This window comes from Erythrobacter aurantius, from assembly GCF_023823125.1.
In the GTDB taxonomy this organism is placed as follows: Bacteria; Pseudomonadota; Alphaproteobacteria; order Sphingomonadales; family Sphingomonadaceae; genus Erythrobacter; species Erythrobacter aurantius.
The window spans coordinates 421,959-448,326 of the sequence record NZ_CP090949.1 but is presented as its reverse complement, the minus strand read 5'-3'; the positions used below and the strand labels follow the sequence as shown (position 1 = coordinate 448,326).

Sequence of the window (26,368 nt, the reverse complement as noted above, 5' to 3'; positions counted from 1 at the left end):
GGGAGGGAAGAGCGGGCCTGACACGGGAGAACTTCGGCAACGCCGGGTAATTCCCGCTATCCACAGGGCCAACAGACTCCATCAATCCTTTTATAAATCTATTTTATTTGTTTAGAGGGATCCATGCCTGGTCCGTTGCTAGAAACCCTGAAGGGTCATCGCCAAGAAATCGCTCCCGTGTGGCTTATGCGCCAGGCCGGGCGTTATCTCCCCGAATATCGTGCTCTAAGGGCCGAAAAAGGCGGGTTTCTCGAACTTGTCTATGACAGCGAGGCGGCGGCCGAGATTACCGTTCAACCGATCCGGCGGTTCGGGTTTGACGGGGCAATCCTGTTTTCCGACATTCTGATCGTGCCGCATGCAATGGGGCAGGGGCTCGAATTCCTTGCCGGGGAAGGACCGAAACTCAGCCCGACGCTGCTGGAAACAGAGCTGGACTCCTTCACCGCCAAGCACGAACTGTTTAATCCCATCTACGAAACGGTGCGTTTGACCCGGAGCCAGATCGGCGATCAGGTCACCATGCTTGGCTTTGCGGGTTCGCCCTGGACTGTTGCGACCTATATGATCGCAGGCGAAGGGTCGAAGGATCAGGGGCCGGCGCGGCTTCTGGCTTATCGTGATCCGGCGCGGATGCAGGCGATCTGCGATGCCATTATCGAAGTTTCGATCGAATATCTGCGCGGGCAGATCGATGCCGGGGCCGAAGCCGTGCAATTGTTCGACAGCTGGGCGGGTAGCCTTGCTCCGGATGAGTTCGAGCGGTGGGTTATCGCGCCCAATGCGAAAATCGCCGCCGCGATCAAGCAATCGCACTCTGAAACACCGGTCATCGGGTTTCCCAAAGGGGCAGGGGCGAAACTGCCAGCCTATGCGCGGGAAACCGGCGTTGATGCGGTGGGGCTTGATGAAACGCTCGATCCGGCCTGGGCGCACGCTTCGCTGCCGGAAGGGATGCCGGTGCAGGGAAATCTCGATCCGTTGCTGGTCGAAGCCGGTGGACCTGCCTTGCCAAAGCGGGTCGAACACATCCTCAAGACGTTTGAAGACCGGCCGCACGTGTTCAACCTTGGTCACGGGATCGGCCAGTTCACGCCGATCGAACATGTAGAGCAATTGCTGAAAGCGGTGCGAGGCTGATCATGCAGGACGTTTTCCCGAGTCTCTATCTCTGGCTCAAGATCGGCCATGTCGTGTTCATGGTTTTCTGGATGGCGGGCCTGTTCATGCTGCCGCGCCAGTGCATCTACATGCTTGATCATGCGCCGGGCAGCGAAGGCGAGGCCAAGTGGGCCGATCGCATGGGCAAGCTGCGCAAGATCATCCTTACGCCTAGCCTGATCGTGGTCTGGGCACTCGGCCTGACTCTGGCGCTGGGCCTGGGCGCTTTCAGCGGCGCAGGCTGGCTGCATGCCAAGGTGACGCTGGTTCTGGTGCTGACCGGTTATCACGGTTGGCTGGTGGCGCAGACCAAGAAGATGGCGCGCGGCGAGCGCCCGCTTTCGGAAAAGACGCTGCGCATGATCGGCGAAGTTCCCGGGCTGCTGCTGGTACTGATTGTCGCGCTGGTTTACCTGCGACCGTTCTGAGGGATCGCTTTACGCGATTGACCTTGTCCGCGCGCGATTATATTTAGAACCCACCCAATCGGCATTGGCCGCGCGTCCTGCTCGGCCGGGTCTGCTTTCTCCAAGCCCAGCTCCCGATGAACGGACATTATGATCATCCAAGGAGCGCCTCGTCCAAAGAGGTACTGACCAGCCGGCCACTTCCAGATATCGGAATAGAAAACAAATGCATCTCAAGGACTTGAAAGCTCGCACACCGGCCGAACTGGTCGCCATGGCGGAAGAGCTCGGCGTCGAAGGCGCCTCGACCATGCGGCGGCAGGACCTGCTGTTCAGCATCCTGCGTGAACTCGCAGAGGACGAGGAATACGAAGAAAAGATCATGGGGATCGGCACCATCGAGGTGCTTCAGGACGGTTTCGGCTTCCTGCGTTCTCCCGAAGCGAATTACCTCGCCGGGCCGGACGATATTTATGTCTCGCCCAACCAGATCCGCAAATGGGGTCTGCGCACCGGCGACACTGTGGAAGGCGAAATCCGCGCTCCGCGGGACGGAGAACGGTATTTTGCGCTGACCAGCCTCAGCAAGGTCAATTTCGAAGACCCCGAAGCGGTGCGGATGCGCACCAATTTCGACAACCTCACGCCATTGTATCCGGACGAGAAGCTCAATCTCGATACGCTCGATCCGACGGTGAAGGACAAGTCGGCCCGTGTGATCGACATCATCTCGCCGCAGGGCAAGGGCCAGCGCGCGCTGATCGTCGCGCCGCCGCGCACCGGTAAGACGGTGCTGCTGCAGAATATTGCCAAGGCCATCACCGACAACCACCCGGAGGTGTTCCTGCTCGTCCTGCTGGTCGATGAACGCCCTGAAGAAGTCACCGACATGCAGCGTAGCGTGAAGGGCGAGGTGATCTCCTCGACCTTTGACGAACCGGCCAATCGCCACGTTCAAGTTGCTGAAATGGTTATCGAAAAGGCGAAACGTCTGGTCGAGCACAAGCACGATGTGGTTATCCTGCTGGATTCGATCACTCGCCTTGGCCGTGCCTACAACACTGTGGTGCCAAGTTCGGGCAAGGTGTTGACCGGTGGTGTGGACGCCAACGCGCTCCAGCGGCCCAAGCGTTTCTTCGGTGCTGCACGCAATATCGAGGAAGGCGGTTCGCTGTCCATCATTGCTACCGCGCTGATCGACACCGGCAGCCGCATGGACGAAGTGATCTTCGAAGAGTTCAAGGGTACCGGCAACTCGGAAATCGTGCTCGACCGCAAGGTTTCGGACAAGCGCATCTTCCCGGCGCTCGATGTCGGCAAGTCGGGCACCCGCAAGGAAGAGCTGCTGGTCGAGAAGGACAAGCTGTCGAAGATGTGGGTCCTGCGTCGCATCCTTATGCAGATGGGCACCGTAGATGCGATGGAGTTCCTGCTCGACAAGATGAAGGATTCGAAGACCAACGAGGATTTCTTCGATACCATGAATCAGTAAGGGGCCGGCTCACCAAGGGAGGGGGCGAATGCTCAGCCAGTATCTGTACATCAGCACCGCACCCAGCCTCTCGCGTGACGAGGTGGATGCGATCCTGGCGACGAGCGCGCGCAACAATCCCGCGCGCGACGTCACCGGGCTGCTGCTCTACAATGGTCGCAACTTCCTCCAGCTGCTCGAAGGCGACAAGGCCGAACTGGATGCACTGATGGCGCGGATCAGCACGGATCCGCGCCACAGTGGTGTTTCGATCCTCCACAGCGGCGAGGTTGCCGAGCGCACCTGCCCCAAATGGGCGATGAAGCGCGTGATCATCGCCGAGAGTGTTGCCAATCGCAGGCAGTTGCTCGAACAGGACCTGCCGGCGGGGTTGGAAGGCGAGGTTCGCCGGATGATCCTGAACTTCGCGGTCCTTAACTGAGGCGAATTAGTCGGCGGCGGCTTTTTGCCGCTCCAGTTGCGCCGCCATCATCTCCCAGACCTTGTTGATCGCCTTCAGGGGGCGCACCATCACCTTGAATTCGGTGATGAGGCCGTCGTCATCAAAACTGATCATATCGATTCCGTTGACGAGGATGCCGTCCATCTCGGTTTCGAATTCCAGCACAACCGTGCCTTCGCCAACGACTTCGCGCACATAGCGGAAGCTGTCATTCCCCAATGTCTTCCCTGCGGCGGTAAGATAGGCGACGACGATCGGCCTGCCCTTTTGATGGGTATGAACGACGGGCGAGAGGAATACCGCATCTTCGCGCATGATGGCGGCAATCTCTTCGGGTTTGCTTCCTGCGGCGGCGACTTCGTGCCAGCGGGCGAGGGCTGATCTTGTGTCCATCGTATTACCCCAGATGTTCGGCAAAGAAGGCTGAAGTCCGCCCATCCGCGACATTTGCCGCGCGTTCGTCCCGGCGCTTGCCGATTTCGGTGGCGAAGCCGTGATCAAGGCCATCGTAATCATGCAGCGTGACACGTGGGTGATCGTCCAGCCCCGCATGCATCGCGGCCTGCGTCGTCTTGTCGACAAAGCCGTCTTCCGTCGGAATGTGCAGCATCAAGGGATTCGCGATGGCTTCCTTTTCACCCAACAGGCCATCGATGCCGACACCGTAATATCCGACAGAGGCATCAATGCTGGTGCGCGCCGCTGTCATGAAGGCCAAGCGACCGCCGAGACAATAGCCGACGCAGCCGACCTTCTCGATGCCTTCGTGTTCGCGGATGAAGTCGATGGTTGCCTGAATATCCCGAATGCCGGCGTCCTGATTGAATTTGCCCATCCATTCGAGCGCCTGGTGAAATTCCGGCTCCACGTCCGGATCCAGTTCGATGCCGGGCTGCAGGCGCCAGAACAGGTCAGGGGCCAGCGCCAGATACCCTTCGGCTGCCAGCTTGTCGCACTTCTGGCGGATTCCGGTGTTCACTCCGAAGATTTCCTGAATGACGATAATCGCGGCTTTGGGGGTTGATCCCGGGCGCGCGACATAGGCGCCGAATTCCGAGTCTTTCTCGAGGGTGGGAATGGAAACCGTTGCCATTGTCGGGTCCTTTCGTTTGGGTAGGCGTGTCTGGGTTGGTTTGCGGTTTAGCCATTGCGATTGAACTTGGCCAAACCCAAATGTGGTGAGACAAGGCATATGACCCTGTTTCGACACGGGCGAGGGGAGGAACCGATGAAGATCAACATTGAAATCGAATGCACACCGGAAGAAGCCCGCAGTTTCATGGGGCTGCCCGATGTGACCCAGGCCAACAATGTGTACGTCGACAATCTCACCAAGGCGATGCAGGGCGTGAGTAACCCCGATCAATTGCAGGAATATGCCAAGGCGCTCGCGCCAATGGGGCAGGTCGGGCTGAAACTGTTCCAAAGCTTTGTCGAAGGCGGGATGCGCGGGGCTTCGGGCTCTCCATCGAAGGGTGGAAGCAAGGACTGATCACGGACCTGCTGTCCGGGCGCGCATGCAATGTCTGCAAATGGCTCAACCATCTTTGCCGTATCGAGCGGAGCACCTCCCTGCGCCATCGCGGTTATCAGGATCAGCGGGCCGGATTCCTTTGGCGCGTTGAATTCGCTGGTTGGTCGCGATGTTGCCCCGCGCCGGCCTAGCCTGGCGAAGCTGTTTGGCAAGAATGGCGATTTGCTCGATGAGGCGCTCGTCCTGAAGTTTCCGGGCCCCGGTTCGGCAACCGGTGAGGACTGTGTCGAATTGCATTGCCACGGGGGAAGAGCGGTTGTTGCAGCGGTTTGCGCCGCCTTGGGGTCGCTGGATGGATTGCGACCGGCCGAGGAAGGCGAGTTTACCCGCAGGGCGTTTGCCAATGGCCGGATCGATTTGGCTGCCGCCGAAGGGCTCGCCGACTTGCTCGAAGCCGAGACCGAACTGCAACGCGCCGCGGCGCTCACCAACATGGGCGGCGCGCTTTCGGCGAGGGTCGAAGCCTGGCGGGATGAGGCGCTTCGCCTGTCCGCGCAGGTCGAGGCTGCGCTCGATTTCTCGGACGAGGGCGATGTCGATGATCTGCCCGAGGGTTTCACGTGGAACGTCGATAGCCTGATGGCTGAAATGCGGGAGTTTCTCGAGCGTCCCCGGACCGAGAAACTCAAGGAGGGTTTCAGGGTGGTGCTTGCTGGTCCACCAAATTCTGGAAAATCCACACTTTTCAACACTTTGATCGAGAGCGAGGCGGCAATCACCTCTCCAATCGCGGGTACTACGCGCGATGTGATCGAGCGGTCGGTCGCGATCTCAGGAGTCCCCTTTACCTTTGTGGACACGGCCGGACTGCGAGAGCATGGCGCGGAGGAGATCGAGGCTATCGGCATCGCCCGCGCCCATGCCGAGGTTGACCGTGCGGATCTAGCCCTTTGGCTGGGGGACGAGGGGAAGGGGCCCAAGGGTGCGTGGGAAATTTCCGCTCGCTCGGACGAGGCTGACCGGATCAAGAAGGCGCGGGCGCGCCATGTTGTTTCGGCTGTGACCGGCGATGGGATGGCCGATTTCAAGGCTGACCTTGTTGCCCATGCACGCCAATCCATGCCTCGTCCGGGAGAGGCGACGCTCAATCGACGGCAGTACGCTCGGCTTGAGGAGGCCCTGGAGGCGCTCGACGCTGCGAAATCCCGGTCGGATCTGCTGATTGTGGGTGAAGAGTTGCGGCGGGTGCGCCTTGCGTTTGATCGTCTGGTCGGTCGGGCAACCACAGAGGATATGCTTGATGCGCTGTTCGGACGTTTCTGCATCGGTAAATAGCTCTGCGCCCGCGCGGTGTTCCACGTGAAACAGCTTTGACGGGACGGGGCGCTGCCCCTATTTGGCGCTCATGCAATCCTATGAGGTAATCGTGGTTGGCGGCGGCCATGCCGGTGTCGAGGCTGCTTGTGCGGCGGCTCGCATGGGCGCACGCACTGCGTTGGTCAGCTTTGACCTTAACGCCATCGGCGCCATGAGCTGCAATCCGGCGATTGGTGGTCTCGGCAAGGGCCATCTGGTTCGGGAAGTTGATGCTCTGGATGGCGTGATCGGGCGTGCTGCCGATGCTGGGGCGATCCACTACCGGATGCTGAACCGCTCAAAGGGTAGTGCGGTCTGGGGTCCGCGCGTTCAGGCCGATCGAAAGCTCTTCAAGGCCGCAGTGCAGGCCATCGTCCACAATCAGCCGAACCTGAGCCTGATCGAAGGGGAGGCAGCGGCGCTCAAGTTGGATGGTGGGCGGGTTTCAGGGTTGGAACTCGCCGACGGCCGCTTGATCGACGCCGAAAGGGTAATCCTTTGCACAGGGACTTTCCTTGGCGGTGTCCTGTTCCGCGGCGAAGAACGGTTTGAGGGTGGGCGAATTGGTGAGAATGCCGCCGCCCGGCTGGCGGCGCAATTGCGCGGCGCAGATTTGCCCATGGCCCGCCTCAAGACAGGAACACCCCCCAGGCTTGATGGGCGAACGATTGATTGGGCTTCGTTGGAAGAGCAGCATTCGGATGCCGATGAGTGGACGATGTCGCCACTTACAGCAAAGCGTCCGAACCCGCCGGTGTTCTGCGCCATTTCGCGCACCACCCAGGCTGCGCATGATGTTATCCGCGCCAACTTGCACCGTTCGCCTCTGTTTTCAGGAGCCATCGGCGCGGCAGGCCCGCGCTATTGCCCCTCAATCGAGGACAAGATCCATCGTTTCGGTGATCGTGATGGCCACCAAGTGTTTCTTGAGCCGGAGGGCCTCGACACGCATCTGGTCTATCCCAATGGCATCAGCACGTCATTGCCGGTGGATGTCCAGCAAGCCATGCTGCGTACCATGCCGGGGCTTGAACGTGTGGAGATGGTCGTTCCTGGCTATGCGGTGGAGTATGACCACATCGATCCCCGCGCATTGACGCCCGACTTGCAGGTCCGCGCCATCCCGGGGTTGTATTGTGCGGGTCAGATAAACGGCACCACCGGTTACGAGGAAGCGGCGGCGCAAGGGCTGGTTGCTGGCCTCGAGGCAGCGGCTGCGCAGCTTGGCAAGCAAGCACCCCGACTTGATCGTGCGAATTCGTACATTGCGGTAATGATTGATGATCTGACCCTTCAGGGCGTGAGCGAGCCTTATCGCATGCTGACGTCACGGGCCGAATATCGCCTGCGCCTTCGGGCAAACAATGCGTCTTCGCGCCTCACCGGTCTTGGGATCGAAGCGGGTTGTATCGGCGATGAGCGGCGCCGGTGGTTCGAAGCGCGTGAGACGCTTCGTGGGCCAATTGCTGACACTTTTGCTTCCAGGATTCACGGCAAGGAGCTTGCCGAGCATGGGTTGGCAGTACGGCGTGATACCGGCGAGAAGCCGGTCTCGGAGTGGCTGGCCCACGATGGAATCAGCCTTGACGATCTGAGCCCCTGGTTGGGCGATGGTATCGATCAGGACAGGCAGCTGGCCGAGGAAATGGCTGAGGATGCGGCGTATGCGCCTTATCTTGCAAGACAGGAATCGGAATTGCGTGATCTGCGTGCCAGTGAGGAATTGCCGCTAGCGTCGGATTTTCCCTATGCCAATGTTCCCGGCCTTTCGAACGAGATGATCGAGCGCCTGACTGCGGCTGCTCCCACCAGCCTGGCTGCGGCAGGTCGGGTCCCCGGAGTTACACCCGCCGCACTTTCAGCGCTTCTGGTACACGCTCGTCGTTGGCAGTCAGCGGCATGACTACTGGACAGGCCCGGCTAGCCAGCGAGGGCGAGGCGCAGCGCTACGTTGAGCAGATGGCGACAGAGGAGGCGCTGGAGCGACTTAACCGCTACGTTGACCTGCTGCTTGCCGAAAACTCACGTCAGAACCTGATCAGCAAGGCATCTGAGGCCGAGGTCTGGCAGCGCCATATTGCGGACAGTGCCCAGCTTCTTGAGCATGTTCCACGTGAAACATATCCGGAAGGCGCGGCTGGCCTCTGGCTTGATCTTGGTACCGGCCCTGGACTGCCCGGCCTCGTAATTGCCATCCTCAGGCCTGAAATTCCCGTGGTCGTGGTCGAATCGCGGGCCCGGCGCGTAGAATTTCTCGAATCCTGCAAACATGAACTGGGTTTGGCCAATTGCCGAGTGATCGGGCAGCGACTTGAGCGGGTTGAGCCATTTCCTGCATGGATCATTTCGGCACGGGCCTTTGCTCCGTTGGAGAAGTTGCTGCGCTTATCCGCACCCTTCTCCACAAGGGGAACCTGCTACCTCTTGCCCAAGGGGCGCTCTGCGGCGCACGAATTGGACGCAACCAAGCCGGCGATTCGGAAAATGTTCCACGTGAAACAATCCTTGACCGATCCGGAGGCTGGAATCATCGTGAGCGCCTGACCCTCACGCTGTTGAAACCGATCCTCGCCTGTCTGTTGGCGGAAATGACATAGGGAACGCACGATGCTTACGATTGCGATTGCGAACCAAAAGGGTGGCGTTGGCAAGACGACCACTGCGATCAATATGGCGACCGCCATGGCCGCAACCGGTTGGCGCACCCTGCTGATTGACCTCGACCCGCAGGGCAATGCTTCGACCGGAATGGGTGTGGGCGCGGAATCACGCGGTGTTTCGAGCTATGACGTCCTAGTTGACGAGGTTCCACTCGCCGAAGCGATTGTCGAAACGGCCATTCCCGGGCTCGATATCGTGCCCGCTACGCAAGATCTCAGCGGGGCCGAGGTTGAACTTGTTTCGGTTGAAGATCGTGCAGCCCGTCTGCGCACCGCACTGCGCGATCACCAGGGATATGAAATCTGCTTCATCGACTGTCCGCCCTCGCTGGGGCTGTTGACACTGAACGCACTGTGCGCCGCAGACACGCTGCTTGTGCCGCTGCAATGCGAATTCTTCGCCCTGGAGGGGCTGAGCCAACTGCTGCAGACCGTCGAATTGGTGAAACAGCGTTTCAATCCCTCGCTCGGCATTATCGGGGTGGCTCTCACCATGTTCGATCGCCGCAACCGCTTGACCGATCAGGTCGCAGATGATGTGCGCGATTGCCTTGGCAACGTCGTTTTCGACACCGTCATCCCCCGCAATGTCCGGCTTTCCGAAGCTCCCAGTTACGGGATGCCGGCTCTAATCTATGACAATGAATGCGCCGGTAGCCGCGCCTACATCGGGCTTGCGCGTGAGCTGATCGGGCGCTTCCCGGCAGAAAGGCAAGCAGCGTGAGCGGCACCACCAACGATCCGATCCGTTTTTCCGTCCCTCAGCGCAGTGCTGCTGATCGGAAGAAAAAGCTGGGCAAGGGGCTGGGCGCATTGCTTGGTGAAACCAAGCGTGAGGAACCCCTGGTACGAAGCGCACCGGAAACCAGCGGCTCTGCCGCTGAAAATAGCCAGCAAACCTCTGATTCTCCTTTGAAAAATCTGGCAGTGGCCGCAATTGAGCCGTTGCCGGGTAACCCGCGCAAGCACTTTGACGAAACCGCACTCGATGAACTTGCCGCCTCGATCGCGGCTCGCGGCGTGATCCAGCCTGTCATAGTCAGGCCGCTTGGGGGAGGGCGGTACCAGCTGGTGGCGGGCGAACGCCGCTGGCGTGCGGCGCAAAAGGCCCGGTTGCATGAGATTCCGGCGCTGGTGCGCGATCTCAGCGAGCGCGAGGTTATGGCGCTCGCCCTTATCGAAAACCTCCAGCGTGAGGATCTGAACCCTGTCGAGGAAGCGCGCGCCTATCACCGGCTTTCGGAAGAAGAGGGCATGACCCAGGCCGAAATCGCCCGGATGGTGGAGAAATCGCGCAGCCACGTGGCCAATATCCAGCGACTGCTCAGCCTTCCTTCCGCAGTGCTTGATCTGGTCGAGGCGGGTCGTCTGTCCATGGGCCACGCACGCGCTCTCATCGGACAGGACGATGCCGCTGATCTTGCGCGCAAAGCCGTGAACGACAACCTCTCGGTGCGTGAGATCGAGAAGCTGGTGCGCAAACTTGCCAAGGGCGTGAAGGCTGACACCACTAACGCCGCCGGTTCCACCGCCACCATCACGGAAAATGCCGACATCGTGGCGGTGCAGAATCATCTTGAGGAATTTCTTGGGCTTACAGTCCGGATCAAGGCCGATTCGGACCCGAGATCCGGCTCCGTCACCATCAAATATGGCACTCTGGATCAGCTCGATCTTGTGTGTCAGCGGCTTACGGGCGGGGATATTTAAGCCGCATTTCACTGCATTTGAGCATCGGAAACGGCAGATTTCCGCCGTTTGACTGGCCCTGTCTGTCAATCCTTACCATCCGGGTAACCATACCCAAAAACGAACGTTGAACCTCGGGGTTCTACCTAGGCTGTGCGAACGGGGGGCTTTCCCGTTCGGCGGACATGGCCATTCGGCGCGATTCGGGTCGCAAATCTGGTCATGTGTGCACGGGAAAAGACCAGGTTTGAAAAGGACCAGATGATGAAAAAGACCATTCGTTTTGGCGCTGCTGGCGTTGCCATGTTTGCCGCACTTGGTATGAGCTCGGCTGCACACGCAGACACCGCGACCGCTGATGCCACCGCCGAAGTGCTCGATGCGCTCGTTCTGACTGCTGATACCACCCTTGATTTCGGTGCCATGGTTGTCAGCGGCAGCGGCGCTGTGACGCTGGGCTCCGATGGAACGCTCGATTGCTCGGCCGTGGACATCGTTTGCTCGGGTACCACCAGCGTTGCCAGCTTCTCGGTTGAGGGAACCGCCAACAAGGCCATGACCATCAATCTGCCGGCTTCTTCGGTGGAACTGCGCCACTCGACCTACACACCGCTCACGGCTGCTGAAACCAGCATCATCCTTGATTCGTTCACCTCGAGCGAAAACGGCGGCACCGGTCCTGAAGTGACCCTCGACGGTGCTGGCGATGCGACCTTTGACGTAGGTGGCACGATCACCCTCGACGGCACTGAAGTTTCGGGCATCTATGACGGCACCTTCACCGTCTCGGTCGAATATTCGTAAGAGCTGATCGGCGCTTCCGGGCGCCATAGCATCTTAGACACAGGTTCAAGCCGCATCCCTCTCGCAGGGGTGCGGCTTTCCTTTTGCGTGACCGCGCCGCGACCCATCATGTGACGTGCTCCCCTGAAATGTGACCGCTTTTTGGTAGAGTCTGACGCAAGGAGTCGGACGATATGAAGCGAAGCAGGTTCAACGAAGAGCAGATCATTGCGATCTTGAAGGAGCAGGAAGCGGGCATGGCGACGACTGAGGTCTGCCGCCGCCACGGGATCAGCTCGGCGACGTTCTACAAGTGGAAGTCTAAGTTCGGCGGGCTCGAGGTGTCCGAGGCCCGGCGGCTGCGATCGCTCGAGGAGGAGAACTCGCGGCTGAAGAAGCTGCTGGCCGAGGCGATGTTGGACAACGCGGTGCTGAAGGATCTGGCATCAAAAAAATGGTAACGCCCGGCGCCAAGCGGGAAGCCGTCGCCTATGCCCGGGAGCATCACGGGGTGAGCGAGCGTCGGGCGTGTGCACTGGTTGGTGTGAGCCGCAGGGTAATCCGTTACGAGCCTACAAGGCCAGATGACGGGGCGCTGCGGCAACGGCTGCGCGAGCTGGCGGCGGAACGCCGCCGGTTCGGCTATCGCCGCCTGGGCTACCTTCTGGCGCGGGAAGGCATCAGGCCCAACCACAAGAAGCTGCTGCGCATCTACCGGGAGGAGGGGCTGCGCGTGCGTCGCCGTGGCGGCCGGAAAAGGGCCTTGGGCACGCGCAGGCCGATGGTGCTGCCGGACGGCCCGAACCAGCGTTGGTCGCTCGACTTCGTCTCCGACAGCCTGATCTGCGGTCGGCGCTTCCGTATCCTGTGCGTGGTCGATGACTACACGCGCGAGTGCCTGGCGCTGGTGGCCGATACGTCGCTGTCGGGTGCTCGGGTAGCGCGGGAACTGACCAGCCTTATCGGCATCCGGGGAAAGCCGCATACGGTGGTCAGCGACAATGGCACCGAACTGACCTCGTCGGCCATCCTGCGCTGGTCGCAGGAGCGCAGGGTCGAGTGGCACTACATCGCACCGGGAAAGCCAATGCAGAACGGCTTCGTGGAGAGCTTCAATGGCCGCCTGCGCGACGAATGCCTCAACGAGACGCTGTTCACCTCGCTGGCCCATGCCCGGTTCGTGCTGGCCGCCTGGCGACACGATTACAACACGGTCAGGCCACACTCGAAACTGGGCGGGAAGACCCCCGCCGAGATCGCCGGCCAACGTGTCTGGGGGCATGCCCCCAGACACGTTGCCATCCCATCAAACAACCATCATGAAGGAGCCAGACTCTACCTCTGACTGGTAACAATCAGGGGAGCACGTCACATGGTTTAGCTCTTCTTAACCCTGATCGGTTACCAAACTCCGTGAAAATACGTGGGCAGTCGGAAGGGTCCCGATTGTCCGACCCAGGGAGCAATCGACGCGATGTCATTCAAAAAAATAAAGAAAATCTCCGGTATTGCCGCTGCTTTGGTTGCCGCCTCCACTGTCGCTCTCGCAGCACCGGTTCAGGCACAGGGTGACCTGCTGGTGGCACCGACACGCGTCATTCTTGATGGATCGCGCGGCACAGAGGTAATTCTCAGCAATATTGGCTCCGAAGAAGCAACCTATCGCATCGAACTCGAACTGCGCCGCATGCTCGAAAACGGCCGGCTGGAACCGGTCGAGCGGACCGATGCCAACGCCATCGAGGAAGCGGCACTCGGAATGATCCGCTACGCTCCGCGGCGCATCACGCTTCCGCCCGGTCAGCCGCAGGCCGTTCGTCTCGCGGCCCGGCCCGGCGCGGATCTCGCCGATGGCGAGTATCGCGTCCACATGTCGTTCAAGGCCATACCGCGCCCGCGCGAGGTGAGCGATCAGGATCAACAAACCGATGGTGTGTCGATCCAGTTGATCCCGATCTATGGCGTCACCATTCCCATCATCGTGCGCCAGGGCAGGGTCGAGGCGCAGGTTGCCCTCAACCAGCCCAGCATCGTGCAAGGTGAAGCAGGGCCGGAACTGTCGCTTTCCATCAGCCGCGCGGGGGAAAGCTCGACCTACGGGGTGCTGAGCGTGACCAAGCCCGGCCTGCCGGAACCGATCGTCGAATTGCGCGGTGTCGCCGTCTATCCCGAACTCAACGAACGGGAAGTGCGGGTCCGCCTAACGCCTGACCAGAGAGCCAACCTCACCGGACAGCTGCGGATCGAATACCGCGAAATGCCAGAAGCCGGAGGCGGCCTTATTGCCGCCGTGGACAGCTTTCTGGGCTGAGCCGATGGGCTGATCGGACAAGATTGCCATGAGAGCGCTTCGCCATCGAACCCTGGGCGCCGCCGCGAGTATCGCGGTGGCGCTTGGCGCGTTTATGGCCGAAACGCCTGTTGAGGCCCAGAATTCCAACGGAAACGCCAGTTATCAGCCAGCGAGCGCGCAATCGGCTTCGAACTGGCAAGCCAATGATGACGATTTCCTTTTCCTTCAGCTCGTTATTCAGAACTACAAGCTGACTTACGACGTGCGCGGTTACCAGACTGATCGCGGCATATGCCTTGATCTTGCCGATGTCATCCAATCGCTCGATCTTCCGATCCGCATCGACAAAGAGTCGCGCCGCGCAACTGGCTGGTTGTTCGCGGAAGACCAGAAATTCACCCTCGATCGCGACTCCGGTACGGTACAAAACGTGAACACAGGGCGCGCACCGGTTGCTCGGGACATTTATGACACTCCCGAAGGTTGGTGCGTCGATACCAATGCGCTGTCACGATGGTTTGGCATCACGTTCAAACCCGATCTCTACAATGCGATCGTCCGGCTTGAATCCGACCGCGAACTCCCGTTCATGCAGGCGATAGAGCGCAGAAGTCGCGCCGCGCGACTTCGTGGCGGGCCAAAGCAATTCGACCTTTCCCAATACCCTACGGCGGAAATGGAATACCGCCCCTGGCGCACTCCATCGGTCGACTTCGTCGCCCGTGCGGGGGTGAGAACAGGTGAGAGCAGCCGCGATGGCGCAGAAGCCCGCGTCGAACTCTACGCCGCGGGAGAGGCGTTGGGGGCCAGCTATTTCGCTCGCCTTGCGACCGATGACCAGCTCAAACCCAGCGCCTTGCGCGTGCGTGCCTATCGCAACGATCCGAACGGCGAACTCCTTGGCCCACTCAAAGCCACTCAGGTCGCTATTGGCGACGTTGAGACCGTTCCAGGCCGCCTTACGGCCCAGACCGCGATTGGCCGGGGTGCGTTCATCAGCAATCAGCCAATTGGACAGGTTTCGCGCTTCTCAACCACCACTTTGCGGGGTGTTCTGCCGGCAGGATGGGACGCGGAACTGTATCGCAACGGCCAGCTCATCGCGTTCCAGGACGATCGCGGCGACGGGCGCTACGAATTCCTTGATGTGGAACTGTTTTTCGGCCGCAACGACCTCGAAGTCGTGCTGTACGGGCCGCAAGGGCAGGTTCGCCGCGACAAGACCTTCGTCCCCATCGGTTTCAACCAGATCGAACCGGGCGAAACGCAATATTGGGCGGGAATTGTCCAGAACGATCGAGATTTGATCGATCTGGACTCCAGTGTGCAAACAATTCCGCAGAAATGGCGCTGGGGCGTCGGCGTCGAGCGCGGTCTGGATAAGAGAACCAGCGCTGCTCTCAGCGTGCAGAGCCTGTTCTTTGACGGACGACGTCGGAAGTACCTGGAAGGCGCGCTCATGCGCTCATTCGGGGCGATGCAGCTGGAATTCGGCGGTGCGCACGAATTCGGGGCCGGTTCGGTCGCCGAAGCACGGGCGCTTGGCCGTCTCGGACGCTTCAATTTCGGTGCGAATGCCCTCGTGGCCTTCGGAAACTTCACATCCGAGTTCGCGCAACAGCAGCTTGACTACAGGGCAGGCTTCAATTTCGATACTTCACTGGCGTTGGGCAAGTTTTCTCTGCCATTACAGGCAGATATCTCGCATTCGAAGCTCAAGGACGGTACAGAAGTTAACGAATTGCTAATGACGACCTCGCTCACTGCGGGCCGCTTCGCCGTGTCAGCGCAATTGAGCCATCAGGAACGCACCAGGAGCCCTGTCACTCCGGCTGATTCGGAAACCCGCGTCAGAATGCTTGCCAATGCCCGGTTCAAACACTTCCGGGTGCGTGGCAATGCTACCTTCCTCACGTCCGGGCGTGACAAGGGCCTTGAGAGCGCGACAGTCAGGCTTGATACCAGCTTCGGCGAAGACTCCGATTTTCAGGCCCAGCTCGACTACACGACCCGGATCGACGAATTCCGCCTTACAACCGGCTATTCACACCGGTTTGACGAGTTCTCATTGCGCGGGGACGCCTTTGTAACTTCCCGCGGTGGCGTGGGGGCCTCGGTCCAACTGGCATTCAGCCTTGGCCCAGATCCGGTTTCCGGTGGCATCAGGGTGACCAACACCAAACTGGCTCGCAGCGGCCAGGCTGCCGTAACCGTCTTCCGAGATGACAACGGCAATTCGCGCCGCGATCCGGGCGAGGAAGTGCTCCCGGACGTAATGGTGGAGGCCGGCTTGCGCGGGACCGAGGCGATCACCAGGGCGAATGGCCGTGCGATTGTCGATGAATTGCGCCCCTTCCGTCCGGTATTGGTGGGGATCGATGAATCCTCGCTGCGGGATCCTTTCCTTGCGCCATCGGTCAAAGGCGTGGTCGTTACCCCACGCCCGGGCGTCGTCGCTCAGATCGAACTGGCCATTTCTCCCACCGGCGAAGTCGAGGGATCGCTGCTGAACCCGTCCGGCATCGAACAGCCCGGTGTGCGGCTGGAACTGGTCAATCCTCAGGGTGCCGTTGTGGCGGAGACTATCAGCGAGTTTGACGGATTCTTCCTGTTCCAGCGCGTGCCCTATGGCGAATACCGGCTGCGTGTTGCTGCGGATGCAGCGCGCACTCTGAGGGTTGCCGGATCTCTCAGCACCAGCAGCGGCCAGAGCGGGTTCAACCTTGGTCGGGAGGAAGACGTGATGCGTTTCGGCACGATCCGGCTTGTCCCGGAAGACAAGCCTGAACCGCCGGAACAGCGTGCCCCGGTCATTGCTGCCGTCAGGCCGGAGTGATCCGGAGGATCAGTTGCCCTTGATATAGCGCGGAGGCGCGGGGCGCGGTGCTGGCGGGACAACCCGCGTTGCGCCGGGGATCACCTCTTCGCGGACGGTTTCCGTCACCACGACGCGCTGCTGCTGCTGATAGTGCACCGGCACATAAACGATCTGCTGTGGCGGCGCATAGCTGTAGCCGTAGTGAGGAGGCGCATAGCCATAGCCGTGTTGCACCGGAGCTGCCGGGGCAAAGGCAGGTGCCGGGATATAGCGCGCAGCGCCATGGCCGTATTGCGAGAGATAGCTGTCGAGCGCGGCCTCGCAGTCATAGTCACCACGATCATTGCGACCCCCGCCAATCAGACTGCCGAGAAGCAGGCCGCCCAGCCCGCCAACCCCTGCACCGATCAGGGTTCCGCCGAGGCGGTCACCTGCGTCGGCAATACGATTTCCGGCGATGCCGCCCCCGATCGCGCCAAGCAGGGCGCCAATGATGCCGCCCCTCTCGCTGTCACCGCGATTGGCTGTGCGGCGTTCACATTCGGCGATCCACTGGTCGCGCTGGAACACGGCGGCCGCGGGAGCATGGTGATAGGCCGGGGTGTACTGCTGATAATGGTGTCCGCCCGTGGGATAGGGGCTTGCCGCTTCGATCACGCGGGTACGAGTGATGGTTTCGACCCCATTGGCGTCGATGGTCCGTTCCTCGAATTCCTCGATCGCCGGCGCGGTTTGGTATTCCACTGGAAGGGCGCGGATTTCTTCGCTCGTCATCGGGGCGACGACCTGCGCCTGGGCGACGGCAGGCGCTGCGGCAGCTGCTATCGCGATACCGATGCCGCTGCCGAATCCGAAGGCTGCTCGACGAGTTTTGGACTTGAATTGCATGAGGTTCCCCCCGGAAGAATCGGCGCAAGGTGCGCGAGCGTGACAAAACGTATGGTTAGCAAGCGGTTTACCACCTGCTTTGCCAGCTCACCAAGCGCCCTTGCCGCCGGTGTCTCGTTTCGGGGCGATTGCCCGGCAGAAACTAGATGCGATCAGCCAGCATTTGCGCCAGCGCCTCCAGCCCGTCTGCGTCCGCTTCGGTGAACCGCGCCGGTTCGGGGCTGTCGAGATCGATAACCGCAACAACCTTCCCTTCGCGAATCACCGGAACGACCAATTCCGACCGACTCGCCGCATCACAGGCGATGTGGCCGGGAAAGGCGTGAACGTCTTCAACCAGTTGAGCCGTCTTGCTTTGGGCGGCGGTTCCGCAAACCCCGACACCCAAGGGAATCCGAATACAGGCCGGACGACCGACAAATGGTCCCAACACCAACTCACTTTCACCCCTGGCATTCTGCCCCATCCGGTAGAACCCGGCCCAGTTGAGATCGGGCAGGAATTCCCAGATCAGCGCGGCAACATTGGCCATATTGGCGACGCCGTCCGGCTCCGTGCTGGTCAATGCATCGGCGGCATCGCACAATTGGCGATAGCGCTCCGCCGGATCGAGGGACGGGTCTGGCTTGAAATCGTACACTGGCGTTATCCTGTTGTCGGAACCGGATGGCTCTTCTATCTCGCTTCACATGGGAATTCTTCGCAAACTCGCAATCGCTCTTGTCGTTTTCGCCGTCGTTTTCGCTGGCGGGCTCTATTATCTGTCGCGCGGGGACACCGCCGATCTGTCGGTTGAAGCGGTAGCGGGGACGGATCCCATGCTGCAGGCACCGGAGGCGGAAAGTTTCCCCACCGTCCAGATAGCCAAGCCGGTCGGCTGGGAAGACGGGCAAGTGCCAGAGGCCGCCGAGGGCCTGACCGTCAATCGATTTGCCGAAGGGCTGGAGCATCCACGCGTGCTCTATGCTTTGCCCAATGGCGATGTTCTGGTGACACTGACCCGCGCGCCCGCGCCGGAAGGCGGTGACGGCGGGATCATGGATTCGATCAAGGGCTGGATCGCCTCCATGCTGCTGTCAGAAGCGGGCGCGACCGGCGCTTCGCCCAACCAGATCGTGCTGCTGCGCGATGCCGATGGCGACGGCGTTGCCGAAGTGCGCCAGACCATTCTTGAAGAGGGGCTGGATTCCCCTTCCGGCATGAGCTGGCGCGACGGCACTCTGTATGTCGCAAATCACAATGCAGTCCTCGCCTTTCCCTATGAGCTGGGTGCCGAAGCGGTGACGGGTGAACCGCGCAAGCTGATGGACCTGCCTGCAGGCGGGGGCCATTGGATGCGCAACATGGAGATCAATCCCGAGGGCAACCGCCTCTACATCGCCGTCGGTTCGGTCAGCAATATCGGCGAATCCGGCATGGCAGTCGAAGAAGGTCGGGCGATGATCTGGGAGTATGATCTGCAATCAGGCTCGGCGCGCCAGTTCGCGGCAGGGTTGCGCAACCCCAACGGGCTCGATTTCAGCCCGTGGTCGGGCGAATTGTGGACGACCGTCAACGAGCGCGACATGCTAGGTTCCGACCTTGTCCCTGACTATCTCACCAATGTTCCGGTGGGGGCGCAATACGGCTGGCCCTGGGTGTATTATCGCGACAACATCGACCGCCGTGTGAAGGCACCGATGCCGCGCTTCCTGCTCGAATACTCGCGCAATCCGGAATATGCGCTCGGCCCGCACGTCGCTGCGCTTGGTCTCGTGTTCACGGCAGAGGGCCACCGCATGGGTGACGCCATGGCGAGCGGTGCCTTCATTGCCCGGCATGGTTCGTGGAACCGCAAGCCGCCTTCGGGTTACGACGTCGTCTATGTCGCCTTTGACGAGCGCGGCAAACCGAAGGGCAAACCTGTTCCGGTTCTCTCCGGCTTTCTCAACGCCGACGGCACCACAAAGGGTCGCCCTACCTGGGTCGAATGGGCCGGGGACGGGTCGTTGCTGGTGTCCGATGACACGGCCGGGATAATCTGGCGCACCCTTGCACCCGACAGCGAGGCCGGTGCCGGGATCGCGCGCCTTCGCGGAGCTCCGCTGCGCCCGCAACGCGAACTGGTGGATCCGCGTGCGTCGTTCGAGGAAGATTACCTGCGCGAACAGGCCGGGCAGCAGATCCGTTAAAGCGTCAATCCCGCGCGGCCGGCCAGTTCGCAGGCGAACTGGTACGCCGTGCGGCCCGAACGGTTGCCGCGCGCAATCGCAAAGGCCAGCGCTTCCTCGGCATCGACTTCCAGCCCGAGCGGTTCCGCATAGCTGGCGACAATCTCGAGATAGGTTTCGCGCCCACAGGGATGAAACCCGAGCGTTAGGCCGAACCTGTCAGCCAGGGCCAGGGCATTGTCGCGCTCGTCGCGCTCATGGACGGCGTCCGCTTCGTCAGCCTCTCTTTGGACGATCGCCCGCCGATTGGAGGTGACGGCGATCCGGATTTTGCCGGGGCGCGCGACGATCCCGCCGTCGAGCAGGCTGCGCAGCGCAAGGTTCTCCTGCGCGCTGTCGGCGCCGAAGCCGAGGTCATCGACAAACAATAGAAAAGCCCGGTCCTGTTTGGACAAGGCGGCAATCAGCGCCGGGAAGTGCAACAGGGCATCCGGTGCGACCTGTACCAGTCCGAGCTTCACGGCCGCGCCCGCTTGGACAGCGTTCACCGCGGAGCGGATCAGCGCCGACTTCCCCATTCCGCGAGCGCCCCACAATAGCATGTCATGAGCGGCAGCCCCGGCGGCAAGCCGTTCGAGATTGGCGCAAACCGCAGCCTTCTGCTGATCGATCCCGCGCAGATTCCCGAGCGGCAATGCAGGGATATCTCCAACCGGCAAGACCGTCTCACCACGCCAGAAATACGCCGGAGCCGAAAGCCAGTCGGTTGGTGCCGGGGCCTGCGGGGCAAGGCGTTCGAGGGCATCGGCAATCCGCGCCAGAACGTCCTGTTGCGAGGCCATTCCGATCAACCGGCCAGTTTTTCGCTGGGTAGGGCGTAGAGCAGATCGGCCCCAGCCATCGCCCCGGCTTTCAGCCCTGCTGCTTCGGGCACGATCCGGTCGAGGAAGAACCGCGCGGTAATCGGCTTCGTCTCTGCAAGCGAGGGTGCCGCGCCTGCGGCCACAGCTTCAACCTGCTTTGTCAGTTGCCAGCCTGTCACTGCCACCGCTGCCATGGTGCAGAACGGGACGCTCCCTGCAAGACGATCATCAAGGCTCGCTTCGTCCCGCATCCAGCGGGCGATATCCATGCAGTCCTGCGCGAGACTGTGCAGACCCGGCTCGCCCTTGGCATCGGCTGCAATGGCGCCAAACAGGCCGATCATCGCTTCCCCGCCTTCGAGCCCCAGCTTGCGAGTGACCAGATCGGCGGCCTGGATTCCATTGGTACCTTCGTAGATCGGGGCGATCTTGGAATCGCGCCAGTGCTGTGCCGCGCCGGTTTCCTCGACAAAACCCATGCCGCCATGAACTTGGATGCCGATCCCGGCGACTTCAACGCCGATATCGGTGCCCCATGCCTTCAGCAGCGGAACCAGGATCTCGGCCCGGTTCTTCGCATCGACATCGCCCAGCGTTCCGCGATCGACCTGTCCCGCGCAGTAATACAACAAGGCTCGCGCGCCTTCGGTCAGAGCCTTCATACGCAGGATCATCCGGCGAACGTCGGGATGCTCGATAATGGGAACCGGATTCTTGTCGGGCGAGCCCGCGCGGGCCGATTGAACCCGGTCGCGTGCATAGGCCAAAGCCTGCTGGGTCGCGCGCTCGCCAATTTGCACGCCCTGATTGCCGACATTGATGCGGGCGTTGTTCATCATGGTGAACATGGCGGCGAGCCCACGGTTCTCCGCCCCGACCAGTTCGCCGATGCATTCGCCATTATCGCCGTAGGACATGACGCAGGTGGGCGAGGCATTGATGCCGAGCTTGTGCTCAAGGCTGACCGGCCGCAGATCGTTGCGCGGCCCAAGAGTTCCATCGTCATTAACATGATACTTGGGCACCACGAACAACGAGATTCCCCGAGAACCTTCCGGCGCACCTGGCAGGCGGGCCAGCACCAGATGGATGATGTTCTCCGCCAGCTCGTGGTCGCCCCAGGTGATGTAGATCTTCTGTCCGGCAATGCGGTATTTGCCGGCGTGCGGCCCTTCGCTGATCAGCTCTGCAGTTGAACGCAGCGCCCCGACATCGCTACCGGCGGCTGGTTCTGTGAGGTTCATCGTTCCCGACCATTTGCCGCTGACAAGGTTGGGCAGATACTTTGCCTGCTGATCCTTGCTGCCATGATGTTCCAGCGCTTCGATCGCGCCGACCGACAGCATCGGCAGCAGGTTGAACGCCATATTGGCGGCCCCGAGATTTTCGAGCACGTTGCAGGACAGCGCAAAGGGCAGGCCTTGCCCACCGAAATCGGTCGAACTGGCAATCGAATTCCAGCCCTGCTCGACATAGGCATCATAGGCCGCCTTGAACCCATCCGGCAGGCGGACGACGCCATTCTCCAGTTTTGCCCCTTCAAGATCGCCGATCCGGTTGAGCGGTGCGAATTCGCCGGCCGCAAACTGTCCCACGCCTTCGACGATTGCCTCGACCAGATCAGCCTCCGCATGGGCGAACTTTTCCGCTTCGGCGAGCTCCTCGATCCCCGCGTTCACGCGGATCGCGAGCAATTGGTCCTGGGTCGGTGGGGTGTAAGGTGTCACGTGGGTAACCTGTTCTGTTTTGGTTCGTGTCGAGAAGGGAAAATGCCAGTATGTCTTGGCATGGATCATCGAAGAATATAGCGGCCAGAAGATGAGCGGCAAGAACGTTACGGAAGTGGTGCAAGCGGATGCCGAAGGTGTCGGGCGAGCGGCGCGAATCCTCGAATCGGGAGGGTTGGTCGCACTTCCGACAGAGACGGTTTACGGCCTTGCCGCGCGAGCGGACAGCGCCGACGCCGTGGCGCGCATTTATGCGACAAAGGGCCGCCCCGACTTCAACCCGTTGATCGTCCATGTCCGCGACCGCGCCCAGGCAGAGGAAATCGCGCATTTCGATGATCGCGCCCTCGATCTGGCCGAGCGGTTCTGGCCCGGTCCGCTGACGATGGTGCTGCCTTTGCGCGAAGGGGCGCAGATTGCCGGCGCAGTGACGGCAGGTTTGCCCACCATAGCCTTGCGCCAGCCCGCACACCGCGTGATGCAGGCCGTTCTGGCGCAAACCGGTTTCCCTGTCGCTGCGCCTTCAGCCAATCGCAGCGAGGAAATCAGCCCGACCCTGCCCGATCACGTGGTCGCTTCACTGGGCGATGCTTGTCCGATGGTGCTTGATGGCGGGGCGAGCCAGAAGGGACTTGAATCAACCATCGTGGCCTTGCGCGAAGGAGGTGACTGGTCTTTGCTTCGCCCTGGCCCCGTCACAAAGGAAACGCTGGAACGCATTCTCGGCCCCGAAACGGCTGCGACTGACGCCGGGATTGAAGCGCCTGGCCAACTCTCCCGCCACTATTCCCCGGGCAAGCCAATGAAACTGAGCGCGAGCCGGGCGGAGGATGGAGAGTACTTCATAGGGTTCGGTGAACTGGATGGTGACTGCAATCTGTCACCATCGGGCGATCTGATTGAAGCGGCTGCCCGCCTCTATGATTGCCTGCACCGCGCTGCCGCCTCGGAAAAGCCTGCAATAGCGGTCGCTCCCATCCCCTACGGCGAAGTCGGCCGGGCGATCAATGATCGCCTGCGCCGGGCCGCAAGTCTGCCTGACTAACCGCGCTCGGGTTCAGCTGGAATAGTGGGCAGGATCTCCTGTATCTCGGCATAAATCGCCTCGGCATCGCGGCACGCTGAGCGATCGCCTTCATCGCATTGCTGCTGCTCTTCACGATACTCTCGTTCGAGTTTGCCGAGCCGCTCTTCGCGCTTGCGTATCTCCCGACCCCTTGCCTCATCCGCCTCTGACTGGCTTGTGGTTGCGAGATCGACCGCTTCTGCGCCGACGCGCACAGGGGCGGTGACGACATTGGCCGCGGTCTTTACGATGCATCCCGACAGGATGAGCGAGGCGGCAGCAAGGGCCAGAAGCAAAGGAGCGCGCATGGCGTCAAGCATGCGCGCTCCAGTGTGGAATGCAAGCCGACAAAGGTCGGCCGTTGTTATTCGGTGCCGGGTTCCTCTTCGGCAATAGCTTCAGGCGCCGCTGCTCCCGGGGCCGGCCTGCAATCAAGCGTGCCCGAACCAAAGGAGTTGAGCGTGCATTTGGCGCTGCCAACCACGGTGATATTGCCCGACCCGCCGATATTGGCTTCGACTTCACCATCCGACTTGAGCGTCACATCGCCCGATCCGCCAATCGAAATTTCGACGTCATCTGCGGTCAGTTCCGAAAAATCGGCACTTCCCGATCCACCGATCGATATTTCGAGCGCCTTGGCCGTGCCCGCGGCGAAAATTTCGCCAGCGCCGCCGATCACCACCTCAAGCTTGTCTGCTGTGACAGTGCCGAGCCTGATCGTTCCGGAGCCGCCGATTGTGGCTTCGGCGGTGGAGGCCACGCCCGATGTCTCGATCTCGCCGCTCCCACCGATCACCAGCTCGCGCGGGGCAGCCATGGTGACGCGAATGATCGCGGAACCCGAATCGCCCCAGGAACGGCTTTCCCGCGTGACGCCCAACATGCTGCCGTCGCGCACGAAGCGCAGGTCCGACACAGCATCATCATCGCCTTCGACCGTGATCGTCAGTTCATCGCCTTCGGAAATGATGACCTTGTCACCCGATGCGACAACGATTTCATCCGGTACCGGGCCGCTCATGTCGAGTTCGGCCAGCGGCACGCCTTCCTGACCGTTGATGGTAACATCCATGTCACCGCACCCTGACAGCGCGGCACCAAGCGCCATGGCCGCGAGCGGGGCCATCCTTTTCATGAGCCGATCCAACATTCTTGCCTCCGTCTGCTGCAAATGCATCTATAGCGTGTTACTGAGTTAATACACTATGGCGTAACTTGCAAGGAGCATGGCTTGTGCCGGTCGCGCAAAAGAAAGGGGCCACCCTTGCGGATGGCCCCGAATCTCTTTCGAAACGGCTGGGAAGGATCAGGCTTCTTCGCTGTTCTCGTAATATTGCGGCGCGTGTTCACGCAGCACTTCGAGGATCTTTTCGAGCGCGGTGGCCTCGTCGGTCTCCTCCATCGCAGCCAATTCGCGGGCGAGGCGGCTCGATGCGGCTTCGAAGATCTGCCGTTCGGAATAGCTCTGTTCGGGCTGATCTTCGGGGCGGAACAGGTCGCGGGTCACCTCGGCGATCAGCACGATCTCACCCGAATTGATCTTCGCTTCGTATTCCTGTGCGCGGCGTGACCACATGGTGCGCTTCACCTTGGGCTTGCCCTTCAGCGTGTCCATCGCTTCTTTCAAGGTCTTGTCCGAGGAAAGCTTGCGCATGCCGATCGATTCAACCTTGTTGATGGGGACGCGCAGAGTCATGCGTTCTTTTTCGAAACGCAGCACATAGAGTTCGAGTTGCATGCCCGCGATCTCTTCGCTCTGAAGCTCGATCACCCGGCCCACGCCGTGCTTGGGGTAAACAACGTAGTCACCGACGGTGAAAGCGTGCGCATTGCTAGCCATGCGAGTTCCTTTCTTGTGGCCGTACGACAGCTGAAAAACGGACGAATTCCCTTGCGGTTCTGCTGCTTGGGGAGGGCGAGAACCGGGTTAACGTCGTTCAGGACTGTCGTTGCTGGGTAGCGGCCTTTCTGGTTTTTCTTCGCCAACGCCGGGACCAACCGGCGCAGTTGCAGCATTATATAACACAACCGCAACAATATTGCGAGTCGCAGTTTCGAGCGCGCATCTTGCTCCGGTTGCCCGCTTTCAAATGCTCAGCAATGCCCATATTGGTCGCGCAAGGACAAGCCGAACCGCGGCTTGGGCAGTAAAGGTCTTCGCTGTGCTGGCATACTTGGCGCTCCCGGTGCTTCTTCAACTGGGCACTACAATGCCACCGGCATACACCCCGGACGCATCCGAACAGGTTCAGGCGATTCTGCTCGAACTCGATCAGATCGAAGCCGAAGACCTGCTCGAACAGCTTGAATCGCTGGCGCAACAGGGCGACGACAGCTCGGCCGAACTGCTGGGCGAGATCCATTCCTTTGGCCTGTTTGGCATCACCCGCAACCGTGCGCTTGCTTGCGACTATTTCGAGCGGGTGAGTGATAGGCGCCCCGATGGCCTGCACAATCGCGCGACCTGTCATTTTGATGGAGAGGGGCGGGAGCAGGATTTCGAGAAAGCCCGAAACCTGTATCGCCTCGCCGCGCAAGGGGGCTGGCATCAGGCCTGGTGCGCCTATGGCAACATGCTGATTCACGGGCAGGGCGGGCCAGCCGACATTCCCGAAGGCTTGCGCCTTTGCCGCATGGCAGCCGCAGCCGGCGACCGCGACGCCCAAACCGATCTGGGTGGCTATTTCCTGATGGGTGTCGGCATGGAACGCGATCCGGTTGCCGCCCGCTTCATGCTGGAACAGGCGGCCAGCCAGAAGCAGGCCAATGCGGCGTTTCTGCTCGGGCAGATTCACGAGAAAGGTGACGGAACCCCGGTCGACAATGCGGCCGCAGCGGAATGGTTTGCAAAAGCCTATGAATGGGAGCGAGCGGACGCTGCTTTTCGTGCGGGTTCGGCATTGGCCCGCCGCGGCTTCAGGATGGAAGGCGAGGAGATGTTCATCAACGAGCCGCTCATGCGCGAAGCCATCGAATGGTTCGCGCTTGCTGAACGCTTTGATCCGGATGCGGATACCCGGGCAAAGGCATCAGAAATGATTGCCAGTGGCTCCAGATTGATCGCCGCCGCCGGCAAGGCGCCGCACGAGTGAAGCC

Annotated in this window: 26 protein-coding genes; 17 read left to right on the top strand and 9 right to left on the bottom strand. The window is 61.0% G+C overall.

All coding sequences use genetic code 11. From position 1 onward, the window contains the following. Positions 1-123: 123 nt before the first annotated feature. The 4 genes from hemE to L1K66_RS02220 all read left to right on the top strand — a co-directional run bounded on the left by hemE (position 124) and on the right by L1K66_RS02220 (position 3,481). Entirely contained in the window at positions 124-1,140 is a 1,017-nt protein-coding gene (hemE, locus tag L1K66_RS02235; protein ID WP_252259429.1) for a uroporphyrinogen decarboxylase, read from the top strand. Between the two features lie 2 nt (positions 1,141-1,142). Beyond that, entirely contained in the window at positions 1,143-1,589 is a 447-nt protein-coding gene (locus L1K66_RS02230; protein ID WP_034956511.1) for a CopD family protein, read from the top strand. 205 nt (positions 1,590-1,794) lie between these two features. Next, the gene (gene rho, locus L1K66_RS02225) at positions 1,795-3,060 is read left to right on the top strand and encodes a transcription termination factor Rho (protein ID WP_034956512.1); all 1,266 of its coding nucleotides are present in this window, start codon (positions 1,795-1,797) and stop codon (positions 3,058-3,060) included. A 28-nt stretch (positions 3,061-3,088) separates the two neighbouring features. Further along, a complete protein-coding gene (locus L1K66_RS02220) occupies positions 3,089-3,481 on the top strand; it encodes a BLUF domain-containing protein (RefSeq protein WP_252259428.1) in 393 nt (130 codons plus the stop codon). A 6-nt stretch (positions 3,482-3,487) separates the two neighbouring features. On the opposite strand, the gene L1K66_RS02215 is transcribed toward L1K66_RS02220, so the two are convergent. After that, complete coding sequence (locus tag L1K66_RS02215; protein WP_252259427.1) at positions 3,488-3,895, bottom strand: nuclear transport factor 2 family protein; 408 nt, start codon at positions 3,893-3,895, stop codon at positions 3,488-3,490. Positions 3,896-3,899: 4 nt separating this feature from the next. Beyond that, positions 3,900-4,595 (bottom strand): dienelactone hydrolase family protein, encoded by a 696-nt coding sequence (locus L1K66_RS02210; RefSeq protein WP_252259426.1) that lies wholly within the window; start codon positions 4,593-4,595, stop codon positions 3,900-3,902. A gap of 135 nt (positions 4,596-4,730) precedes the next feature. Between L1K66_RS02210 and L1K66_RS02205 the strand changes: the two genes are divergently transcribed. From L1K66_RS02205 to L1K66_RS02160, 10 genes are all read left to right on the top strand, one after another. Then, on the top strand, positions 4,731-4,994 hold the full coding sequence (locus L1K66_RS02205; RefSeq protein ID WP_252259425.1) for a DUF6489 family protein: 264 nt from the start codon (positions 4,731-4,733) through the stop codon (positions 4,992-4,994). A 30-nt stretch (positions 4,995-5,024) separates the two neighbouring features. Beyond that, a complete protein-coding gene (mnmE, locus tag L1K66_RS02200) occupies positions 5,025-6,311 on the top strand; it encodes a tRNA uridine-5-carboxymethylaminomethyl(34) synthesis GTPase MnmE (RefSeq protein WP_252259424.1) in 1,287 nt (428 codons plus the stop codon). A 70-nt stretch (positions 6,312-6,381) separates the two neighbouring features. Next, the gene (gene mnmG / locus L1K66_RS02195; protein ID WP_252259423.1) at positions 6,382-8,235 is read left to right on the top strand and encodes a tRNA uridine-5-carboxymethylaminomethyl(34) synthesis enzyme MnmG; all 1,854 of its coding nucleotides are present in this window, start codon (positions 6,382-6,384) and stop codon (positions 8,233-8,235) included. Continuing rightward, entirely contained in the window at positions 8,232-8,876 is a 645-nt protein-coding gene (rsmG, locus tag L1K66_RS02190) for a 16S rRNA (guanine(527)-N(7))-methyltransferase RsmG (RefSeq protein ID WP_252259422.1), read from the top strand. Before mnmG ends, rsmG begins: the two co-directional genes overlap by 4 nt. A gap of 63 nt (positions 8,877-8,939) precedes the next feature. Next, entirely contained in the window at positions 8,940-9,716 is a 777-nt protein-coding gene (locus L1K66_RS02185) for a ParA family protein (protein WP_034956523.1), read from the top strand. Beyond that, complete coding sequence (locus L1K66_RS02180) at positions 9,713-10,702, top strand: ParB/RepB/Spo0J family partition protein (RefSeq protein ID WP_252259421.1); 990 nt, start codon at positions 9,713-9,715, stop codon at positions 10,700-10,702. Before L1K66_RS02185 ends, L1K66_RS02180 begins: the two co-directional genes overlap by 4 nt. A gap of 243 nt (positions 10,703-10,945) precedes the next feature. After that, positions 10,946-11,485: a DUF4402 domain-containing protein gene (locus L1K66_RS02175; RefSeq protein WP_252259420.1), complete on the top strand. Its 540-nt coding sequence runs from the start codon at positions 10,946-10,948 to the stop codon at positions 11,483-11,485. Between the two features lie 173 nt (positions 11,486-11,658). Further along, a protein-coding gene (locus L1K66_RS02170; RefSeq protein WP_252258086.1) for an IS3 family transposase occupies positions 11,659-12,809 on the top strand; the annotation gives its coding sequence in 2 pieces (ribosomal slippage) (positions 11,659-11,911 and positions 11,911-12,809; 1,152 coding nt in all). Positions 12,810-12,938: 129 nt separating this feature from the next. Continuing rightward, complete coding sequence (locus L1K66_RS02165; RefSeq protein ID WP_252259419.1) at positions 12,939-13,775, top strand: fimbrial biogenesis chaperone; 837 nt, start codon at positions 12,939-12,941, stop codon at positions 13,773-13,775. A 28-nt stretch (positions 13,776-13,803) separates the two neighbouring features. Continuing rightward, entirely contained in the window at positions 13,804-16,593 is a 2,790-nt protein-coding gene (locus tag L1K66_RS02160; protein ID WP_252259418.1) for a carboxypeptidase-like regulatory domain-containing protein, read from the top strand. Positions 16,594-16,602: 9 nt separating this feature from the next. Here L1K66_RS02160 and L1K66_RS02155 read toward each other — a convergent pair whose 3' ends face one another. Both L1K66_RS02155 and L1K66_RS02150 read right to left on the bottom strand, forming a co-directional pair. Further along, on the bottom strand, positions 16,603-17,463 hold the full coding sequence (locus L1K66_RS02155; RefSeq protein ID WP_252259417.1) for a hypothetical protein: 861 nt from the start codon (positions 17,461-17,463) through the stop codon (positions 16,603-16,605). Positions 17,464-17,605: 142 nt separating this feature from the next. Next, on the bottom strand, positions 17,606-18,103 hold the full coding sequence (locus L1K66_RS02150) for a GAF domain-containing protein (protein ID WP_252259416.1): 498 nt from the start codon (positions 18,101-18,103) through the stop codon (positions 17,606-17,608). A 49-nt stretch (positions 18,104-18,152) separates the two neighbouring features. Between L1K66_RS02150 and L1K66_RS02145 the strand changes: the two genes are divergently transcribed. Further along, the gene (locus L1K66_RS02145) at positions 18,153-19,634 is read left to right on the top strand and encodes a PQQ-dependent sugar dehydrogenase (protein ID WP_252259415.1); all 1,482 of its coding nucleotides are present in this window, start codon (positions 18,153-18,155) and stop codon (positions 19,632-19,634) included. Here L1K66_RS02145 and L1K66_RS02140 read toward each other — a convergent pair. Together L1K66_RS02140 and L1K66_RS02135 are read right to left on the bottom strand one after the other, a co-directional pair. Beyond that, entirely contained in the window at positions 19,631-20,455 is an 825-nt protein-coding gene (locus tag L1K66_RS02140) for a DUF815 domain-containing protein (protein ID WP_252259414.1), read from the bottom strand. The two genes, L1K66_RS02145 and L1K66_RS02140, sit on opposite strands and share 4 nt — an antisense overlap. Before the next feature lie 5 nt (positions 20,456-20,460). Then, positions 20,461-22,203, bottom strand: coding sequence for an acyl-CoA dehydrogenase (locus tag L1K66_RS02135; protein ID WP_252259413.1), 1,743 nt, complete (start codon positions 22,201-22,203; stop codon positions 20,461-20,463). 91 nt (positions 22,204-22,294) lie between these two features. Between L1K66_RS02135 and L1K66_RS02130 the strand changes: the two genes are divergently transcribed. Next, the gene (locus tag L1K66_RS02130; protein WP_252260565.1) at positions 22,295-23,248 is read left to right on the top strand and encodes an L-threonylcarbamoyladenylate synthase; all 954 of its coding nucleotides are present in this window, start codon (positions 22,295-22,297) and stop codon (positions 23,246-23,248) included. Here L1K66_RS02130 and L1K66_RS02125 read toward each other — a convergent pair. The 3 genes from L1K66_RS02125 to L1K66_RS02115 all read right to left on the bottom strand — a co-directional run bounded on the left by L1K66_RS02125 (position 23,245) and on the right by L1K66_RS02115 (position 25,112). Further along, on the bottom strand, positions 23,245-23,589 hold the full coding sequence (locus tag L1K66_RS02125; RefSeq protein WP_252259412.1) for a hypothetical protein: 345 nt from the start codon (positions 23,587-23,589) through the stop codon (positions 23,245-23,247). The genes L1K66_RS02130 and L1K66_RS02125 overlap by 4 nt on opposite strands. A 44-nt stretch (positions 23,590-23,633) precedes the next feature. After that, positions 23,634-24,407: a head GIN domain-containing protein gene (locus L1K66_RS02120; RefSeq protein ID WP_252259411.1), complete on the bottom strand. Its 774-nt coding sequence runs from the start codon at positions 24,405-24,407 to the stop codon at positions 23,634-23,636. Between the two features lie 171 nt (positions 24,408-24,578). Further along, positions 24,579-25,112: a CarD family transcriptional regulator gene (locus L1K66_RS02115; RefSeq protein WP_034956535.1), complete on the bottom strand. Its 534-nt coding sequence runs from the start codon at positions 25,110-25,112 to the stop codon at positions 24,579-24,581. Between the two features lie 370 nt (positions 25,113-25,482). Here L1K66_RS02115 and L1K66_RS02110 point away from each other — a divergent pair, with 370 nt between their 5' ends. After that, a complete protein-coding gene (locus L1K66_RS02110; RefSeq protein ID WP_252259410.1) occupies positions 25,483-26,364 on the top strand; it encodes a tetratricopeptide repeat protein in 882 nt (293 codons plus the stop codon). Positions 26,365-26,368: the final 4 nt, after the last annotated feature.

Excerpts from the sequence above, each read along its gene's own strand:
- L1K66_RS02175 (WP_252259420.1), top strand. The coding sequence starts at position 10,946 with ATGAAAAAGACCATTCGTTTTGGCGCTGCTGGCGTTGCCATGTTTGCC.
- rho (WP_034956512.1), top strand. The coding sequence starts at position 1,795 with ATGCATCTCAAGGACTTGAAAGCTCGCACACCGGCCGAACTGGTCGCC.
- L1K66_RS02115 (WP_034956535.1), bottom strand. The coding sequence starts at position 25,112 with ATGGCTAGCAATGCGCACGCTTTCACCGTCGGTGACTACGTTGTTTAC.
- L1K66_RS02205 (WP_252259425.1), top strand. The coding sequence starts at position 4,731 with ATGAAGATCAACATTGAAATCGAATGCACACCGGAAGAAGCCCGCAGT.
- L1K66_RS02110 (WP_252259410.1), top strand. The coding sequence starts at position 25,483 with ATGCCACCGGCATACACCCCGGACGCATCCGAACAGGTTCAGGCGATT.
- L1K66_RS02160 (WP_252259418.1), top strand. The coding sequence starts at position 13,804 with ATGAGAGCGCTTCGCCATCGAACCCTGGGCGCCGCCGCGAGTATCGCG.
- L1K66_RS02210 (WP_252259426.1), bottom strand. The coding sequence starts at position 4,595 with ATGGCAACGGTTTCCATTCCCACCCTCGAGAAAGACTCGGAATTCGGC.
- L1K66_RS02155 (WP_252259417.1), bottom strand. The coding sequence starts at position 17,463 with ATGCAATTCAAGTCCAAAACTCGTCGAGCAGCCTTCGGATTCGGCAGC.
- L1K66_RS02145 (WP_252259415.1), top strand. The coding sequence starts at position 18,153 with ATGGGAATTCTTCGCAAACTCGCAATCGCTCTTGTCGTTTTCGCCGTC.
- L1K66_RS02125 (WP_252259412.1), bottom strand. The coding sequence starts at position 23,589 with ATGCTTGACGCCATGCGCGCTCCTTTGCTTCTGGCCCTTGCTGCCGCC.
- rsmG (WP_252259422.1), top strand. The coding sequence starts at position 8,232 with ATGACTACTGGACAGGCCCGGCTAGCCAGCGAGGGCGAGGCGCAGCGC.
- mnmE (WP_252259424.1), top strand. The coding sequence starts at position 5,025 with ATGTCTGCAAATGGCTCAACCATCTTTGCCGTATCGAGCGGAGCACCT.
- L1K66_RS02165 (WP_252259419.1), top strand. The coding sequence starts at position 12,939 with ATGTCATTCAAAAAAATAAAGAAAATCTCCGGTATTGCCGCTGCTTTG.
- L1K66_RS02140 (WP_252259414.1), bottom strand. The coding sequence starts at position 20,455 with ATGGCCTCGCAACAGGACGTTCTGGCGCGGATTGCCGATGCCCTCGAA.
- L1K66_RS02120 (WP_252259411.1), bottom strand. The coding sequence starts at position 24,407 with ATGAAAAGGATGGCCCCGCTCGCGGCCATGGCGCTTGGTGCCGCGCTG.
- hemE (WP_252259429.1), top strand. The coding sequence starts at position 124 with ATGCCTGGTCCGTTGCTAGAAACCCTGAAGGGTCATCGCCAAGAAATC.
- L1K66_RS02230 (WP_034956511.1), top strand. The coding sequence starts at position 1,143 with ATGCAGGACGTTTTCCCGAGTCTCTATCTCTGGCTCAAGATCGGCCAT.
- L1K66_RS02130 (WP_252260565.1), top strand. The coding sequence starts at position 22,295 with ATGAGCGGCAAGAACGTTACGGAAGTGGTGCAAGCGGATGCCGAAGGT.
- L1K66_RS02185 (WP_034956523.1), top strand. The coding sequence starts at position 8,940 with ATGCTTACGATTGCGATTGCGAACCAAAAGGGTGGCGTTGGCAAGACG.
- L1K66_RS02220 (WP_252259428.1), top strand. The coding sequence starts at position 3,089 with ATGCTCAGCCAGTATCTGTACATCAGCACCGCACCCAGCCTCTCGCGT.
- L1K66_RS02215 (WP_252259427.1), bottom strand. The coding sequence starts at position 3,895 with ATGGACACAAGATCAGCCCTCGCCCGCTGGCACGAAGTCGCCGCCGCA.
- mnmG (WP_252259423.1), top strand. The coding sequence starts at position 6,382 with ATGCAATCCTATGAGGTAATCGTGGTTGGCGGCGGCCATGCCGGTGTC.